Annotated in this window: 14 protein-coding genes and 1 pseudogene; 7 read left to right on the forward strand and 8 right to left on the reverse strand. The window is 64.7% G+C overall.

Annotation, left to right across the window (positions count from 1 at the left end; genetic code table 11):
* Window positions 1–5: 5 nt before the first annotated feature.
* The 5 genes from IVB42_RS40605 to cysG are packed head-to-tail and all read right to left on the reverse strand — an operon-like array spanning window position 6 to window position 4,641.
* Complete coding sequence (locus tag IVB42_RS40605) at window positions 6–737, reverse strand: phosphoadenylyl-sulfate reductase (RefSeq protein WP_018454647.1); 732 nt, start codon at window positions 735–737, stop codon at window positions 6–8.
* Window positions 734–1,249, reverse strand: a complete 516-nt coding sequence (locus IVB42_RS40610) for a DUF934 domain-containing protein (protein WP_018454648.1) — start codon at window positions 1,247–1,249, stop codon at window positions 734–736. The genes IVB42_RS40605 and IVB42_RS40610 overlap by 4 nt, the downstream gene beginning before the upstream one ends.
* On the reverse strand, window positions 1,236–2,891 hold the full coding sequence (locus IVB42_RS40615) for a nitrite/sulfite reductase (RefSeq protein ID WP_018454649.1): 1,656 nt from the start codon (window positions 2,889–2,891) through the stop codon (window positions 1,236–1,238). The genes IVB42_RS40610 and IVB42_RS40615 overlap by 14 nt, the downstream gene beginning before the upstream one ends.
* 11 nt (window positions 2,892–2,902) lie before the next feature.
* Window positions 2,903–3,220 (reverse strand): DUF2849 domain-containing protein, encoded by a 318-nt coding sequence (locus tag IVB42_RS40620; protein ID WP_007599842.1) that lies wholly within the window; start codon window positions 3,218–3,220, stop codon window positions 2,903–2,905.
* Entirely contained in the window at window positions 3,217–4,641 is a 1,425-nt protein-coding gene (gene cysG, locus IVB42_RS40625) for a siroheme synthase CysG (protein WP_018454650.1), read from the reverse strand. Before cysG ends, IVB42_RS40620 begins: the two co-directional genes overlap by 4 nt.
* Window positions 4,642–4,886: 245 nt before the next feature.
* Between cysG and cysD the strand changes: the two genes are divergently transcribed.
* The 3 genes from cysD (at window position 4,887) to IVB42_RS40640 (ending at window position 10,077) form a co-directional block, all read left to right on the forward strand.
* Entirely contained in the window at window positions 4,887–5,681 is a 795-nt protein-coding gene (gene cysD / locus IVB42_RS40630) for a sulfate adenylyltransferase subunit CysD (RefSeq protein WP_026232781.1), read from the forward strand.
* A 19-nt stretch (window positions 5,682–5,700) separates the two neighbouring features.
* Window positions 5,701–7,617: an adenylyl-sulfate kinase gene (gene cysC, locus IVB42_RS40635; protein WP_018454652.1), complete on the forward strand. Its 1,917-nt coding sequence runs from the start codon at window positions 5,701–5,703 to the stop codon at window positions 7,615–7,617.
* Window positions 7,618–7,911: 294 nt separating this feature from the next.
* On the forward strand, window positions 7,912–10,077 hold the full coding sequence (locus IVB42_RS40640; RefSeq protein WP_018454653.1) for a malate synthase G: 2,166 nt from the start codon (window positions 7,912–7,914) through the stop codon (window positions 10,075–10,077).
* Between the two features lie 98 nt (window positions 10,078–10,175).
* On the opposite strand, the gene IVB42_RS40645 is transcribed toward IVB42_RS40640, so the two are convergent.
* On the reverse strand, window positions 10,176–10,331 hold the full coding sequence (locus IVB42_RS40645) for a Thivi_2564 family membrane protein (protein ID WP_007599832.1): 156 nt from the start codon (window positions 10,329–10,331) through the stop codon (window positions 10,176–10,178).
* Window positions 10,332–10,604: 273 nt separating this feature from the next.
* On the opposite strand from IVB42_RS40645, the pseudogene IVB42_RS40650 reads away from it, so the two are divergent.
* Window positions 10,605–12,575 (forward strand): annotated as a pseudogene (locus tag IVB42_RS40650) (methyl-accepting chemotaxis protein).
* 48 nt (window positions 12,576–12,623) lie between these two features.
* On the opposite strand, the gene IVB42_RS40655 reads toward IVB42_RS40650, so the two are convergent.
* The gene (locus IVB42_RS40655) at window positions 12,624–13,277 is read right to left on the reverse strand and encodes a DUF2865 domain-containing protein (protein ID WP_018454654.1); all 654 of its coding nucleotides are present in this window, start codon (window positions 13,275–13,277) and stop codon (window positions 12,624–12,626) included.
* Between the two features lie 17 nt (window positions 13,278–13,294).
* Window positions 13,295–14,113 carry a L,D-transpeptidase gene (locus IVB42_RS40660; protein WP_204513289.1) on the reverse strand — a complete coding sequence of 273 codons (819 nt, stop codon included), beginning with the start codon at window positions 14,111–14,113 and terminating at the stop codon, window positions 13,295–13,297.
* A gap of 210 nt (window positions 14,114–14,323) precedes the next feature.
* On the opposite strand from IVB42_RS40660, the gene IVB42_RS40665 reads away from it, so the two are divergent.
* The 3 genes from IVB42_RS40665 to IVB42_RS40675 all read left to right on the forward strand — a co-directional run bounded on the left by IVB42_RS40665 (window position 14,324) and on the right by IVB42_RS40675 (window position 16,418).
* Complete coding sequence (locus IVB42_RS40665; protein ID WP_026232782.1) at window positions 14,324–15,436, forward strand: AI-2E family transporter; 1,113 nt, start codon at window positions 14,324–14,326, stop codon at window positions 15,434–15,436.
* A 78-nt stretch (window positions 15,437–15,514) separates the two neighbouring features.
* Window positions 15,515–15,886: a DUF883 family protein gene (locus IVB42_RS40670; protein ID WP_026232783.1), complete on the forward strand. Its 372-nt coding sequence runs from the start codon at window positions 15,515–15,517 to the stop codon at window positions 15,884–15,886.
* A gap of 76 nt (window positions 15,887–15,962) precedes the next feature.
* Window positions 15,963–16,418: a hypothetical protein gene (locus tag IVB42_RS40675; RefSeq protein ID WP_018454658.1), complete on the forward strand. Its 456-nt coding sequence runs from the start codon at window positions 15,963–15,965 to the stop codon at window positions 16,416–16,418.
* The last annotated feature ends 42 nt before the right edge of the window (window positions 16,419–16,460 follow it).

A 16,460-nucleotide genomic window follows, 5' to 3' on the forward strand; every position in this document is an offset into this window, starting at 1 on the left:
CTTTGCTACGAAGTCTTCATCGTGTGGATGCCGCATTCCGTCTTGGCCCGGCCACGCCAGCGACCGGCACGCTCATCCTCGCCTTCGGCCGTTCTGCTCGTGCAAGGCATACACCCAACCGATAGAAATCCCGACGCGACCAGGGGATGACGCGGCAATTTGGCGCGGGCGAAAATCGCCTCGAGTTCCTCCCGCGAGACATTGGCGAAGGGATTGAACTTCAACCGCGTACCGTCGTCCTCGACCACCGGGATGTCGGCGCGCGAGTTGCCCTGGAAGCGCTTGCGGCCGTTGAGCCATGCATCGAACGGTTTCAGCGCCCGCGCCAGCGGCTCGACCTTGCGGATACGGCAGCAAGCGTCGGGATCGGAAAACCAGAGGTCGCGGTCGGGATCTCCGCGCGACAGCGTCTCCTCGGCAGGCTTGATCGAGCGGACGTCCTTCAGGCCCAGCGTCGCGATCAGCGTATCACGATAGGCCAGCGTCTCCTCGAACAGCCAGCCGGTGTCGAGGAAGATCACCGGGATCGCCGGATCGACATCCGCCATCACCTTGAGCAGCGTCGCCGATTCCGTACCGAAGGACGACACCAGCGCAAGCTTGTCGCGCCCGACCGTCTTCAGCGCAGCGGCGATGATTTCGGCGGGCGAGGCATCGCGCAAGGCGCGATCGAGGTCCTCCGCCGAGGGCAGCGCCGAGGCGGAGATTGCCGAAATTGGAGACGCGATTGCGTTCACGTGCCGACACCCTCGGAATGACGCAGCTGCATGCGCCGGTGCAGCGCCGTGATGCGGCCATCGCCGGTGGGCTGGTAGAAGACCGAATAGCGCTTCGCGGTCTGCATGAACGCTTCCGCGTCGGCCTGCTTCTTGACGTCGAAGGAATCGAAGCCAGCGCGCAGCATGAACACGAACTGGTCCCGCAGGATCTGGCCCGTCGCACGCAACTCGCCGCGGTAATTGTAACGCTCGCGCAGCAGCCGCGCCTGGCTGTAGGCGCGTCCGTCGCGGAAGGTTGGGAACACCAGCGCGACGACGGCAATCTTGCCGAGATAGGGCACCAGCTCGGCGATGTCGCGATTGTTCGGCCAGATCACACCGACCTTGCCGGTCCGCTTGAGCAACGCATCCGCCTCGCCAACGAAACGCTCGGCCGGCACCAGAATGTCGCCGCCCTCGGGCAGCGGCGTGTCGACGGCGAGCTTGACGAAGCTGTCGTCGGCGATCTTTCCGCCGTTAACGAGTGGCATAAACGCGCTCCTTGAAGGGTTCGACGCCGAGGCGTTTTACCGTGTCCATGAACAGCTCTTCGGGCCGCTCGCGCAGCGCCAGATAGGCTTCCACGATGTCCTCGACGACGTCGGCGACCTCGTCGAACTTGACGCCGGGGCCGATCAGATTGCCGAGTGCGGCACTCTCGTCGGCGCGCCCGCCGATGGTGATCTGGTAGACCTCCTCGCCGTTCTTCTCGACGCCGAGAATGCCGATATGACCGACATGGTGATGGCCGCAGGCGTTGATGCAGCCGGAGATGTTGATGTGCAACCGGCCGATCAGATTGGCCAGCTCATGATTGGCGAAGCGCCGCGTCAGTTCCTGCGCGATCGGGATCGAGCGCGCATTGGCCAGCGAGCAATAGTCGAGACCCGGGCAGGCGATGATGTCAGTGATCAGATTGACGTTCGGCGTCGCCAGCCCGAGCTTGTCGAGCGCCTTCCACAGCGCCGGCAAGTCACGCTTGGCGACATGCGGCAGAGCGAGGTTCTGCTCGTGGCCGACGCGGATCTCACCGAAGGAGTATTCGTCGGCGAGATCGGCGAGCGCATCCATCTGCTCGGCGGTGGCATCGCCCGGAGGCGCGCCGATCGGCTTCAGCGAGATCGTGACGATGGAATAGCCCTGGGCCTTGTGCGGGGCCACCGAGTTCTTGCGCCATGCCTCGAAATCGGGATCGGCCGCGGCCTGGCGCAGCTCGTCCGGCATGTGCGGCAGCTTCTCGTAGGCAGGATAGGTGAAGCGCGAGCGGATGTCCTCGACCACCTCGTCGTCGATCTGGAGCGAGGAGTTGCGGATGTGCTGCCACTCCTCCTCGACCTCGCGCGAGAACTTCTCGATGCCGAGCTCGTGCACCAGGATCTTGATGCGCGCCTTGTAGATGTTGTCGCGGCGGCCGTACTGGTTGTAGACGCGCAGAATCGCCTCGATGTAGCTGAGAATGTCGCGGCCGTGGACGAAATGCTTGATGGTCTTGCCGATGAACGGCGTGCGTCCGAGCCCGCCACCGACCAGCACCTCAAAGCCGGTCTCGCCCTTCTCGTTCTTGATCAGCTTCAGCCCGATGTCGTGGATCTTGATCGCGGCCCGGTCGTGGTCCGACGCGGTGATCGCGATCTTGAACTTGCGCGGCAGGAACGAGAATTCCGGATGCAACGTGGTGTGCTGGCGGATCAGCTCCGACCAGATGCGGGGATCCTCGATCTCGCCGGGCGCGACGCCGGCCCACTGATCCGAGGTGACGTTGCGCATGTTGTTGCCGGAGGTCTGCATCGCATGGATGCCGACCTCGGCGAGATCGGCCAGCGCATCCGGCAATTCGGCGAGCTTGATCCAGTTGAACTGGATGTTCTGCCGCGTCGTGAAATGGCCGTAGCCACGGTCGTATTTGCGCGCGACGTGGGCGAGCGCCCGCAGCTGGTTCGACGCCAGCGTCCCGTAGGGGATCGCGACGCGGAACATATAGGCGTGCAGTTGCAGATAGACGCCGTTCTGCAGCCGCAGGATCTTGAACTCGTCCTCGGTGAGCTCGCCGGAGAGGCGGCGCTTCACCTGGTCGCGGAATTCCGAGACGCGCTCGTTGACGAGCGTGCGGTCGATTTCATCGTAAGCATACATAAGAAAGCGCCTTAAACCTGAACCGGCTGTCCGATGGTCACGCCGGTGCGGCGGATCTGTTCGCGCAGATTTCCGGGTTCGACCTTGCCGTCTGCACCGACCTGTACCGGCGCGATATAGGGGCCGATCGCGCCGACGTCATCGGCAACGGATTCCGCAAGCAACGCCTTCGCCTCGTCGGAGTTGCGCACGATCGCGGCTTCCGACAGGTCCGCGGACCAGCTCTTGGCGGCGGTGCGGTAAACCACGATGCCGTCCCAGGTGCGGTTGGCGGTCACGACCGAGGGGCCGGCGATCTTGATCTTCTTCTGTTCAAGCGGGGAGGTCATTCGGCTGCATCCAATAGGTCAGAGATGATTTGCTTTGGGGTTTGGCGGCGAAGCGAGCCGGCATGCCGGACCACATCGCCGATGATGAGAATGGCGGGACCGCCGTTGGTCCGGCGGACCAGTTCGGGCAGATCGCGCAGCGTGCCGATCTCGCCTTGCGCATCGGGACGCGTGACGCGGGCGAATACGCCGACCGGCGTCTCCGGCGAACGGCCGGCGGCCAAGAGGCCGGCGCGTATGGCCGGCGCAGCCGTCATGCCCATGTAGACCACGACGGTCATCCTGGCGTCGGTCAGCGTCGACCAGTCCACGACTTCTGCGTCGCGCGCCTTGTGCGCGGTGAGGAAGGTGATGCGCGTTGCTTCGTGACGATAGGTGAGCGGCACCTCGAAATCGGCGGCGCCGCCGAGACCTGCGGTGATGCCGGGAACGATCGAATAGGCAAGGCCGGCGGCACGAAGTGCTTCGACTTCTTCGCCGCCGCGGCCGAACACGAAGGGATCGCCGCCCTTCAGCCGCACCACACGCTGGCCGGATTGCGCGGCCTCGATCATGCGCTTGTTGATGGCGTCCTGCCCGATGCCGGGCTTGCCGACGCGGCGGCCGACCGGCACGCGCGTGGTGTCACGGCGGATGCGGTCGAGAATTTCAGGCGAGACCAGCTCGTCATGGAAGACGATGTCGGCATCCTGGAGCGCGCGCAACGCCTTGATGGTGAGCAAATCCGGATCGCCAGGCCCGGCGCCGACCAGCGCGACGGATCCTTCCGGCTTGTCGGCCCGCGCGAACGCGGATGGATCTGAAATCGCCTTGAGCGCTGCGTCCGCCTCGCCTTTGCGGCCGGCCAATACGGCGGCACCGATCGGGCCGTCGATGACGCGCTCCCAGAAGCGGCGGCGCAGCGGAAACTCGGCAATACGTTCGTTGATGGATTTGCGGAAGCCGCCGATGAACTCGGCGAGCTCGCCGATGCGCGCCGGCAGCAGCGCCTCGATCTTCTCGCGCACGCGCCGCGCCACCACCGGCGACGTGCCGCCAGTGCCGACGGCGACCACGACATCGCCGCGATCGACGATCGCCGGAAAGATGAAGCTCGAATGCTCGAGATCGTCCATGACATTGACCGGCAGGCCGAGCGCCTTGGCGCGGACCGACATCGCCACGCCGACATCGCCGGCGCCGGCGCAAACCACCGCGATGATTCCCGAGAGATCGGCGGTCAGCGGATCGGTGGCCGAGATGTCGATACGCGCCGCGTCCTCGGAGCTCAGACCCAGGTCGTGATTGCCATCGATCGCATGCACGCGAATGCGCGCACCGGCAGCGGTCAGCACGCGCAGCTTGGCGCGCAAAAGCTCACCCGCACCGATGAGGACCACCGGACCGGCCTTGAGATCGAGGAACACGGGCAAGAACCGCATACGATACTCGCTTACCCCACATGCGGGGTTGACTGGAATTATTTTCTATATATGTGTCGTTTCAGGCGCGCAAAGAGAAAATTTTTTCTTCTCTCTTGCACCGCAACTATAGAATTTTCGCCTCCAAACGCAAAGTGGCAGAGATGCATCTTCTCAAGGACAATTCCACTGCTGGCGGGCTGAACAGCCCCGCTCTCGCCGAGCGCGTGCCCGCGCAAGAATTTTCTTCTGACCTTGCCCCGAGCATGGACCATCTCGACCAGCTCGAGGCCCAGAGCATCTACATCTTCCGCGAAGCCTTCGGCCGCCTCAAGAAGATCGCCCTGCTGTGGTCGCTCGGCAAGGACTCCAATGTCATGATCTGGCTGGCGCGCAAGGCATTCTTCGGCCGTCTGCCGTTCCCGGCCCTCCATGTCGACACCGGCAAGAAGTTTCCGGAGATGTATCGCTTCCGCGATCACTACGGCAAGGAATGGGATCTCGATCTGCGCGTCGAGCCCTGCCCGCCGATTGATGCCGTCGACCCAACGCTGCCGCCCGCCGCCCGTTCCGCCGCGCGCAAGACCGAGGGCCTCAAGATGGCGCTCGCCAAATACGGTTTCGACGGTCTGATCGCCGGCATTCGCCGCGATGAGGAGGCGACGCGCGCCAAGGAGCGCGTGTTCTCGCCGCGCGGCTTGGAGGGTAATTGGGACGTGCGCGACCAGCCGCCGGAGTTCTGGGATCATTTCAATGCGTCGCCGCCGCAGGGCGCGCATTTGCGCATCCATCCGATCCTGCATTGGACCGAGTCCGATATCTGGGCCTACACCAAGCGCGAGAACATCCCGATCATCCCGCTGTATCTGTCGCAAAACGGCAAACGCTATCGCTCGCTGGGCGATCAGGACATCACCAATCCGGTCGCCTCAAACGCGTCGACTATCGACGAGATCCTGATCGAACTCGAGCAGACCAAGGTGCCGGAACGTTCCGGCCGCGCGCTCGACCACGAGACCGAGGACGCTTTCGAGCGCCTGCGCGTCGCCGGCTATCTCTGATCAAGGACGCGAGCGTCGTATGAACATGATCGTCACCCCCGCATCGCCCGCCACCCCGAACGGCACCACGCGTCCGCAGGTCCGCATCGTCATCGTCGGCCATGTCGACCACGGCAAGTCGACGCTGGTCGGCCGCCTGCTGCACGAGACCGGCAGCCTGCCCGACGGCAAGCTCGACATGCTCAAGGCCGTCAGCGCGCGGCGCGGCATGCCGTTCGAATGGTCGTTTCTGCTCGACGCGCTCCAGACCGAGCGCGACCAGGGCATCACCATCGACACCACGCAGATCCGCTTCCGCACCAATTCGCGCGACATCGTACTGATCGACGCGCCCGGCCACGCCGAATTCCTGCGCAACATGATCACCGGCGCCTCGCAGGCGGACGGCGCGGTGCTGATCATCGACGCGCTCGAAGGCGTGCGCGACCAGACGAGGCGGCACGGCTATCTCCTGCATCTGCTCGGCGTGAAGCAGGTCGCGGTCGTCGTCAACAAGATGGACCGCGTCGACTTCTCCGCAGCGCGCTTCAAGGAGATCAGCGACGAGATCTCGGCGCATCTGCAAGGCCTCGGTGTGAAGCCCACGGCCGTGATCCCGATTTCCGCCCGCGAGGGCGACGGCGTCGCTGAGCGCACCGACCGCATCGGCTGGTACAAGGGTCCGACCGTGGTCGAAGCGCTTGACCGGCTCGAGCCGGCCCGGCCGCTGGAAGCGCTGGCGCTGCGGCTGCCGGTGCAGGCGATCTACAAATTCGACGATCGCCGCATCGTGGCGGGCCGGATCGAATCCGGCAGCCTGGTTGCCGGCGACGAAATCGTGATCATGCCCGCCGGCAAGATCGCCAGAATCAAGACGGTCGAGAGCTGGCCGGTGACGCCGGTCGCAGGCCGCCAGGGTGCGGGCCGCTCGGTCGGCATCACGCTCGACCGCGAGCTGTTCCTCGAGCGCGGCGACATCATCGCGCATGCCAACAGCGCGCCGCGCGAGACACGACGGCTGCGCGCGCGGATCTTCTGGCTGCACGACAAGCCGCTGGCCAAGGGCGACCAGCTCCTGGTTCGCTGCGGACCGAAGGAAAGCCGTGCCACCGTCGTCGCCATCGAGAAGGCGGTCGATCCCGGTGAGCTGTCGAGCGTCGAGAACAAGGCAATCGGCCGCAACCATGTCGGCGAGATCGACATATCCCTTTCGAATCCGATTGCCACCGATCCCTACACGGAAAATCCGCGCACCGGCCGTCTCGTGATCGAGGTGTCCGGGCGCATCGCCGGCGGCGGTCTCGTGCTGTCGGTCGATGCCGGCCAGCGCGCCTTGCCCGTCGACATCGTGCCGGTGGAATCCGCGCTGCGGCCCGACGAACGCTCCGCGCGCTATCGTCACAACGGCGCCGTGGTCTGGCTCACCGGCCTCCCCGCCTCCGGCAAGTCGACTCTAGCCAAGGCGCTGGAGCGGCGGTTGTTCAGCAATGGCGGCTCACCGATCCTGCTCGACGGCGACACGCTGCGTGCCGGGCTCAACAGCGATCTCGGCTTCTCGGCCGCCGATCGCAGCGAGAACATCCGCCGCCTCGCCGAAGTCGCGACGCATCTCGCCCGTAACGGCCACATCGCCATTGTCGCCGCCGTCTCGCCCGCCCGCGAGGACCGCGCCACCGCGCGCCGCATCGCCGACACGTCGTTCCGCGAGATCTACGTCGCGACGCCGGCGGAAATTTGCGAGGAGCGCGACCCCAAGGGCCACTACAAGAAGGCCCGCGCCGGCACGCTCGCGTCGTTCACCGGTATCGGCACCGACTACGAGCGGCCCGAGGCCGCCGAGCTCGTGATCGACACCTCGACGCGGACGGTCGCCGAGGCGGCGGACGAGATCGAACAGATGCTCAAGACGACCGGCGTGCTGTTCGACGAACTCGTGGACCTCGCCGCGAATATTTGAAGCCGGGCTGCTGCTCCGCTGTCGTCGCCCGGCTTGACCGGGCGACCCAGCATTCCACCGACAGCAGTGATTCAGGCGAGAGGCCGCGGCGTACTGGATTTCCCCGCCTTCGCGGGGAATGACACCGTGCGTGGGCCGCCCACCTCGCCTTGACATTTTGACAACTTTTGGGGGCCTTCTCACGGCCCCGATTTTGGGGCTAATAAGACCCCGAAAGCCGCTCCTTGGAGCGCATTTTGCTGCTGTCGGGTCAAAAGCAGCCAAAAACAGCCATTTCCAACAAGAAAGCCCATCATGAAACGCGTCGACGCCCACGGACTGAAGATCGCTCCCGTCCTGTTCGATTTCATCGCCAAGGAAGCGGCCCCGAAGACGGGGATCGCGCCGGATGCGTTCTGGGCCGGGCTCGCCGCCATCATCAAGGAGCTGGGGCCGAAGAACCGCGCGCTGCTGGCGGTGCGCGACACGTTGCAGGCCAAGATCGACGACTGGCACCGGGCCAACAAGGGCAAGGCGTTCGACCTCAACGCCTATACCGCCTTCCTGAAGGAGATCGGCTATCTCCTCCCGGAGCCGGCGACGCAGAAGGTCGAGACCGCCAATGTGGACGAGGAGATCGGCAAGATCTGCGGCCCGCAGCTCGTCGTGCCGCTGACCAACGCACGCTATGCGCTGAACGCGGCGAATGCGCGCTGGGGCTCGCTCTATGACGCCTTCTACGGCACCGACGCGATCCCGCACGATCCATCCGAGAGCGGCAAGGGCTACAACAAGGCGCGCGGCGACAAGGTGATCGCCAAGGCAAAAGCGTTCCTCGATGCCGCCGTGCCGCTGGCGACCGGCAGTCACACCGACGTCACCGCCTATAGCGTGGTCGCGGGCCAGCTCGCGGTGAAGCTGAAGAGCGGCAACGCCACCGCCCTGAAGAACGCCGCGCAATTCGCAGGCTTCCAGGGCGACGCAGCCGCACCGAGCGCGGTACTGCTCGTCAACAACGGCCTGCACGTCGAGGTAAAAATCGACCGCACCAGCGCGATCGGCAAGGACGATCCGGGCGGCGTCGCGGACATGGTCATGGAGTCCGCCGTCTCCACGATTCTCGACATGGAAGACTCGGTCGCTGCCGTCGATGCCGAGGACAAGGTGCTGGTCTATCGCAACACGCTCGGCCTGATGAACGGCACGCTGTCGGCCGATTTCGAGAAGGGCGGCAAGACGCTGACGCGCTCGCTCAATGCCGACCGCAGCTACAAGATGCCTGACGGCAAAGGCGAAGTGAAATTGCACGGCCGCAGCCTGCTGCTGATGCGCAATTGCGGTCACCACATGTTCACCGACGCGGTGCTGGACGACAAGGGCGAGGAGATTCCGGAAGGCTTGCTCGACGCCGCCGTCTCCGGGCTTCTTGCTGTCCATGATCTGAAAGGCAACTCCAAGGTCAAGAACAGCCGCACCGGCTCGGCCTATATCGTCAAGCCGAAGATGCACGGCCCCGACGAGGTGTCGCTGACCTGCGAGATCTTCGACCGCGTCGAGAAGATGCTGTCGCTGCCCGAGAACACGCTCAAGGTCGGCATCATGGACGAGGAGCGGCGCACCACCGTCAACCTCAAGGCCTGCATCCAGCGCGCCTCCAAGCGCATCATGTTCATCAACACCGGCTTCCTCGACCGCACCGGCGACGAGATCCACACCTCGATGGAGGCGGGTCCGATGATCCGCAAGAACGAGATGAAGGCGCAGCCCTGGATCAAGTCCTATGAGGACTGGAACGTCGATATGGGCCTGACCTGTGGCCTGCCCGGCCATGCCCAGATCGGCAAGGGCATGTGGGCCGCGCCGGACAAGATGGCGGACATGCTGGCGCAGAAGCTCGCCCATCCGCAGGCCGGTGCTATCACCGCCTGGGTGCCCTCGCCGACCGCCGCGACGCTGCACGCGCTGCACTACCACCAGGTCAACGTCACCGCGCGCCAGCAGGAGCTCGCCAAGGGCGGCCCACGGGCAAAGCTCGAAGACATCCTCACCATCCCCGTGTCGAAGTCGAACTGGGCGCCCGACGACGTCAAGCAGGAGATCGACAACAACTGCCAGGGCATTCTGGGCTATGTCGTGCGCTGGATCGACCAGGGCGTCGGCTGCTCGAAGGTGCCTGACATCCACGACGTCGGCCTGATGGAAGACCGTGCCACCTTGCGCATCTCCAGCCAGCACCTCGCCAACTGGCTGCACCAGGGCGTGATCACCGAGGCGCAGGTGATGGAATCGCTCAAGCGCATGGCGGTGGTCGTCGACAAGCAGAATGCGGGCGATCCCATCTACAAGCCGATGGCGCCCGCCTTCGACGGCACAGCCTTCAAGGCGGCCAGCGACCTCATCTTCAAGGGACGCGAGCAGCCGAACGGCTACACCGAATACATCCTCACCGCCCGCCGCCGCGAGGCCAAAGCCCTTGGCTGACAACGCCCTGGCTGACAAGGCGGCCTGCCGACCCGACTAGAACACCAAAAGCCCCGGCTCGCGCCGGGGCTTTTTCGTTGCGCTAGCTAAGCGCCCGGCTAAAACACTGCCAGATATTTCAGCAGCGAGACGATGCCGATGATGATGACGACGACGCGCGCGATCTGCTTGGCGCGGCCGTCCATCGGCAGCATGTTGATGAGGTAAAGTACGAGAATGACGACGAGAAAGGTGACGAGTACGCCGACCAGCATCGCTAGGACCCCCCTTTAGGCAAAATTGCTGACAGTCTCCTAACGCGCAGCTCGTGGCTTGGTTCCATCGACGCAACCCTTTGCAACTTCTAGTAAATACGTACTTCTACGATCAGCCGGCCTGCTGAAAACTTTACCCTTTTCCTTTCAGATGCGGAAACCGTTTGGGCCCTGAGCCGCAAACGGCATGCGATTGCCTTGTCTGACGGGCCCCTTTTTCTGCTGTTGCCGGGGCGCCTTTACGAACTTTGTATTGGGAATTGGGGGACTTCGATGCTGAATCGACTGACCGTATCCGCGCTGCTGAAGGCGGTGATCGCGATCACGTCGATCTGCGTGGTGATCGCGCTCTCGCTCACCGCCTACGAGTCCTGGGATCGCCTGAAGACCGCCAACCGCATCTCGCAGATCGCCGACACGTCCGCCGATCTGTTCAAGGCGATGCACAATCTGCGCACCGACCGCTCGACCACGGTCCGCCTCCTGAATGCGACCGAGCCGATGGACGGCGAGATCGAGAAATATCTGCGCGCGCTGCGCGATGCCCAAATGCCCGCCATGGCGCGCGCGATCGAGCTGCTGCCGGCCATGGACTTTCCGCAATCAGGCACGCTGGTACCGGAGCTTGCGCGCCTCTACAAGCTGCTGATCGAGGAGCAGAAGCAGTTCTGGGAGGATGTAGCCAAGCCGAAGGACCAACGCCGCGCCGGTCTGCCCAAGGAATATATGGAGACAACGCAGGGCCTGCTCGACACGCTCGACAAGCTCTCGAACACGTTGGCCGCCACGGTCAATCACCTGGACGCCGCGATCGACCAGCTGCTGTCGATCAAGCAGAACGCCTGGCTGCTCCGCAACACCGCAGGCGAAGCATCGCTGATCGTCTCGACCGGGCTGGCCGCCGGCAAGATCACGACGGAGGGCCGCTACGCCTATACCCAACATGTCGGCGGCACGAGCGCGATGTGGAAGGCGCTGGAGCTGTCGACGTCCGGCATGCAGTTGCCGTCGGGGCTCGCCTCCGCGATGGCCTCCGCCAAGACCTCGTATTTCGAGCCGCAATATCTGGCCTTGCGCGACCGTCTCACGGACGCGCTGGTCAAGGGTGAGAAGCCCGAGATGACGGCGAACCAATGGAGCCCGCTCACGGTCGCCCGTATGGCGAGCGCCGTCACAGTGGCAGAAGGTGCGCTCGATGCTGCCAAGATCCACACGCAGGAGCAGCGCGGCGCCGCACAGCGCGCACTGATCGTGCAGCTTACGCTGCTGGCGCTCGCCGTGGGGCTTGCCGTCGGCGCGATCATGCTGGTCAGCCGCCGCGTCATCACTCCGCTCAACACCATCCGGGACGCCATGCTGAAGGTCGCCGGCGGCGACCTTGCCGTCGATAGCGGCTATCTCGACCGCAACGACGAGATCGGCGCGCTTGCCGGCGCGCTGGAGACCTTCAAGCAGCAGGCCAACGACAAGCTCACGATCGAGGCGCAGGAGCGCGAACGCAATGCGGGCGCCTCCGCGCGCCAGCGCGCGGTCGAGACCTATGTCGGCGAGTTCGAGGGCGCGGTGCGCAAAACGCTCGGCGAATTGAGCGAAGCCTCTGGCGAGATGCGCAAGACCTCGGGCGATCTCTCCGCGGTGTCGCGGCAGACCAACGACCGCGTGCAGATCGCCGGCAAGGCCTCCAATGACGCCTCCATGAGCGTCGACAGCGTCGCCGCCGCCGCCGAAGAGCTGAGCGCCTCGATCAACGACATCAGTCAGCAGGCCGCGCATGCCGCGGGCATCGCCAGCCGCGCCGTGACCCAGGCGCGCGAGACCGACGGCACGTGCAGGGACTTCAAAAGTCGGCCGGCCGCATCGGCGAGGTCGTCGGCCTGATCAACACCATTGCGCAGCAGACCAATTTGCTCGCGCTTAACGCCACGATCGAGGGTCGCGGCCGACGCCATCAGCGCCATCCAGACCATCGGCGGCATCATCGGCGAAGTGAACGAGGTCGCGACCGCAATCGCCGCCGCCGTGCAGGAGCAGGGAGCGGCCACCCAAGAGATCACCCGCAGCACCCAGTTTGCGGCGCAGGGCACCAAGAACGTCTCGGACAACATCACCGGCGTCAAATCCGATGCAGACGCTGCTGCCGCTGCCGCCGACAACGTGAAACACGCCTCCGAGATGCTGGAGAGCCAGAGCCGCCAGCTCGGCCATGACGTCAGCGACTTCCTCGGCAAGATCCGGGCGGCATAGCCCACACTCTTGGTGTCGTCCTGGCGAATGCCAGGACGACGTTGAGGCCTATTCCTTCGCCACCACCGGCACCTGGCGGAATCTTGCGCGAACCGAGTCGGGCAGCGGCGAGAAATTCATCGCGACGCCGCGGCGGTCGTTGGCATTGCGGCTGGCGACCACCAGGCCGTCCGCGCCCGCGACGATGTCGCCCTTGCGCAAGGTGGGATCGTCGTCGACCTTGACCTGAGCGAGCCCGACCGGATCCTTGCCGTTGCAGGTACAGCCTGCGACAATCTCATTGCGATAGCGGAACGCGTTAGGCAGGTCGGAATAGGATTTCCCCTTATCCGTCGTCGCGTCGTCGATGTTGCCGCCATAGACCAGCGAGGTCTCCGAGGCCGGGCAGAAGCTCTTGCAGGATTGCGCCTTGCTCTCGGAATCGTTTCCCTGCGCCGGGAAATAACGTCCGTCGCAGCCGCGCACGCAATAGGCCGTGCCGCCACCGTAGGAGGCCCGCTGGCGCGGCGGGTCGTAGCGCGGCGTGTCATCGGTCTGGAAAGGCATGCGAATCTCGGGCGCCGGCCGTCCGCGGAAGCCGCCGAACAGCGCCGAGAAAAAGTCCTCCGCATGGGCGGATGGCGTCAGCGCGAGGCCGAAGGAGGCAATGGCGACGAACGCCGCCGCGCCCCCGGCGAGTTTGCCGATCGAACGTCTCTTCATGTGACCTCACTCGACCCTTAGTTCACGGCCGAATTCGAAATGTTCAGCGCCTGCCGGCCTGAGGGCAGCGCGGTCACGGCTGGGCGCTTGCGCACGGAATCACTGCCTTTCGCCATCAGCGGCGCGTTCTTCGGTAGCACGACCACCTTGGCGCCGACATTGACACGGCCGAACAGGTCGGTGACATCCTCATTGGTCATGCGGATGCAACCGGACGAAACGAACTTCCCGATCGTGGTGGGATCGTTGGTGCCATGGATGCGGTATTCGCTCGACCCGAGATACATCGCACGCGCGCCGAGCGGATTGCCGGGGCCACCAGCGACGAAGCGGGGCAGATAGGGTTGGCGCGCGATCATCTCAGCCGGCGGATGCCAGTCCGGCCACTCCGCCTTGCGGCTGACGCTCTGCACGCCCGACCAGGTGAAGCCCTCGCGGCCGACGCCGACGCCATAACGGATCGCGCGGCCCTGGCCGAGCACATAGTAAAGGTAAGTATTGTTGGTATCGATGACGATGGTGCCGGCCGGCTCGCTGCGGTCGAAGCTGACAATCTGCCTGCGCAGGCGATCTGGCAGCGCGGCATCCTCGTCGGGCGCTTGCGCGTTCTGACTTGCATAGCCTTGGTTCGCATAGCCCTGGTTCGCATAGCTTGGGCTCGCATAACCCTGCGAATAGCCCTGGTCCTGCGGGTAAGCCTGATCTTGCGGATAGGTGTAGCCCAGCGTCTGTGCGCTTGCGGCGCCGAACGGCACTGCCAGCAAAGCGGTTGCAAAGGCAAAAGCGGTGATGCGGCGCTGCGATAAGCGGCGTCGGACTGCAGAGAACTTCGTCATGTGCTGCCCCGTGTGGATGCCTGCATCAGGGTGATGCGCTGGTTTGTTCAACGCGGTCCAACCGCTACAAGTTCCGCGGCGGGATGCAGCAGCGACGTCAGAGTCAAGCGAGCGCTTCTTCGCGAAGCCGCGATGGAACCCGCAGGGCGCGAGGACGTTCTCCCCTGGTCATGGGCGCGAGGACTGAAGTCTCCGTGCCGGAGAGGTATTGTGCGCGTCCTTCCCAGTGAACGTATGACTCCCGGCAATGGCGAAGGCACTCCGCTTCCCGAGAGCCACGGCGAACTCCCGCCGGTGATCCGCCGCACCGAACTCGTCGCCTTCTCGCTCGCCGGACTGCTCCTCATCGCAATCGTCGCGGTGCTCTATGTCGGAAAGGCGTTCTTTTTGCCTGTCGTGATGGCGTTCGTCACCGGCACGATGCTCTCGCCGGCAGCGACCTTTCTGGAGTACCGGAAAGTGCCGCGCGGGCTTGCCGCCGTCTTGATCGTGTTCGCGGTGACCGCCGTGGTCGGCTTCATCGTCGCGCTGATCGCCTCGCCGGCGATGGAATGGAGCTCGCGCCTGCCCGAACTCGGCGCGCAGTTGAAAGACAAGGTCCACGTGTTCGACCGGCCGCTGGCGCTGTGGCGAGAGCTGCAGACGATGCTCGGCGGCTCGGAGGGATTGCCAAGCTTCCAGATGCCGAAATTCGAGTGGGTGCAGCCAACGATTGAATTCCTGTCACCGACCTTTACCGAATTCCTGCTGTTCTTCGTCACCCTGATCCTGTTCATCGCCAGCTGGCGCGACCTGCGACGGGCAATGATCATGACCTTCAGCGATCACGACGCACGGCTGCGCACGCTTCGCATCCTCAACGAGATCGAGGTCCATCTCGGCAACTACCTTTTGACTGTGACCCTGATCAACGTCGGCGTCGGCGTCGCCGCCGGAATCGTCTGCGCCCTCACCGGAATGCCCAATCCGGCTGGCCTCGGCGCGCTGGCGGCCACCCTCAATTTCATTCCGATCATCGGACCGGTGGCCATGTTCGCCATTCTGGTCGTGGTGGGGCTGGTCACCTTCCCGACCGTCAGCGGCGGCCTGATGGCGGCGCTCGCCTTTGGCGGCATCACCTTCCTGGAGGGACATTTCGTCACGCCGACCATCATCGGCCGGCGGCTGGCGCTCAATGCGCTCGCGGTGCTGCTGGCGCTGGCGTTCTGGACCTGGCTGTGGGGCCCGATGGGCGCGTTCCTATCGTCGCCGCTGCTGATCGTCGCCCTGATCCTGAAGGAGCATCTGTTGCCTGAGGATTCGCCGCAGCTCCCGCAGGACTGACCGGTTTCCGTGAACGGAACTTACACCACGACGAAACGTTTCCCGGCTGTCTCAACCGTCAACAGCCCGGAGCCCCTGATGTCCACCACCAATGCCGAAGCCGGGATGAGAGACTGGACCGACAAAGCCACCAGAGAACGCCTCGAGAAGGATGTAGCAGCCGTGAAAAGCGATATCGCCGCCCTCACTGATCAGATCACCGACGCGCTCAATACTTTTGCCAACTCCTCCAGCAAGCAAGCCCGCCGCGGCTATAGCCAAGCGCGCGAAAACGTGGATTCCGCGATCGACGACATGTCGGAACGCGGCAGCGCGATGATGGGCGCGGCACAGGAGGCCTACGGCTCGATCGAGGAGACGCTGGAGGACGCGATCACGCAGCGGCCGCTCGCGACCGTCGGGCTTGCGCTCGGCATCGGCTTCCTGATCGGCGCGGTCTGGCGTCGCTGAGATCGCGAACGGGTATCGAGACGGTGGCGCAGCGGCGCCGCCGGTGCCGGCTTGTGGGGATCTGAGGAGCAAGACCATGTTTCAGCGCATCATCGACGGGATCAGCGCATCCACCGGCACCACTGTGCGGCTGACCTCGCTGGCAGCAGGCGCGGCGTTCGCACTCTTCATCACCACGTGCTTCCTGTGCGCGGCGGCATTCATTTCGGTGCTCAACAAATATGGTCCGGTGCAGGCCTGCCTCGCCGGTGCGGGCATTTTCTTTCTGCTGACCCTCACCGCGGCGGTGAGCTATTGGGTCTACAAACGGCAGCTGCGCAAGCAAGCTCATATCGCGGCCGAGCGCGCCACGAAATCGGCGGCCTCGAGCATGCTCGCGGACCCCATGCTGCTCGCCACCGGTCTCCAGATCGTTCGCGCCATCGGGATCAAGCGGCTGTTGCCGATCCTGGCGATCGGCGGCGTCGCCCTCGGACTCATGGCGAGCCGCGCCGGCGTACCCGACGAGGCCTCGGCTGAGCCTGCCGAGTAGCAGCTACCGGGTTAGAAAATTTCGTCACGGGTCCCGCGAACG

The sequence above is a fragment of the Bradyrhizobium sp. 45 genome (assembly GCF_023073155.1).
Taxonomy (GTDB): Bacteria; Pseudomonadota; Alphaproteobacteria; order Rhizobiales; family Xanthobacteraceae; genus Bradyrhizobium; species Bradyrhizobium canariense_D.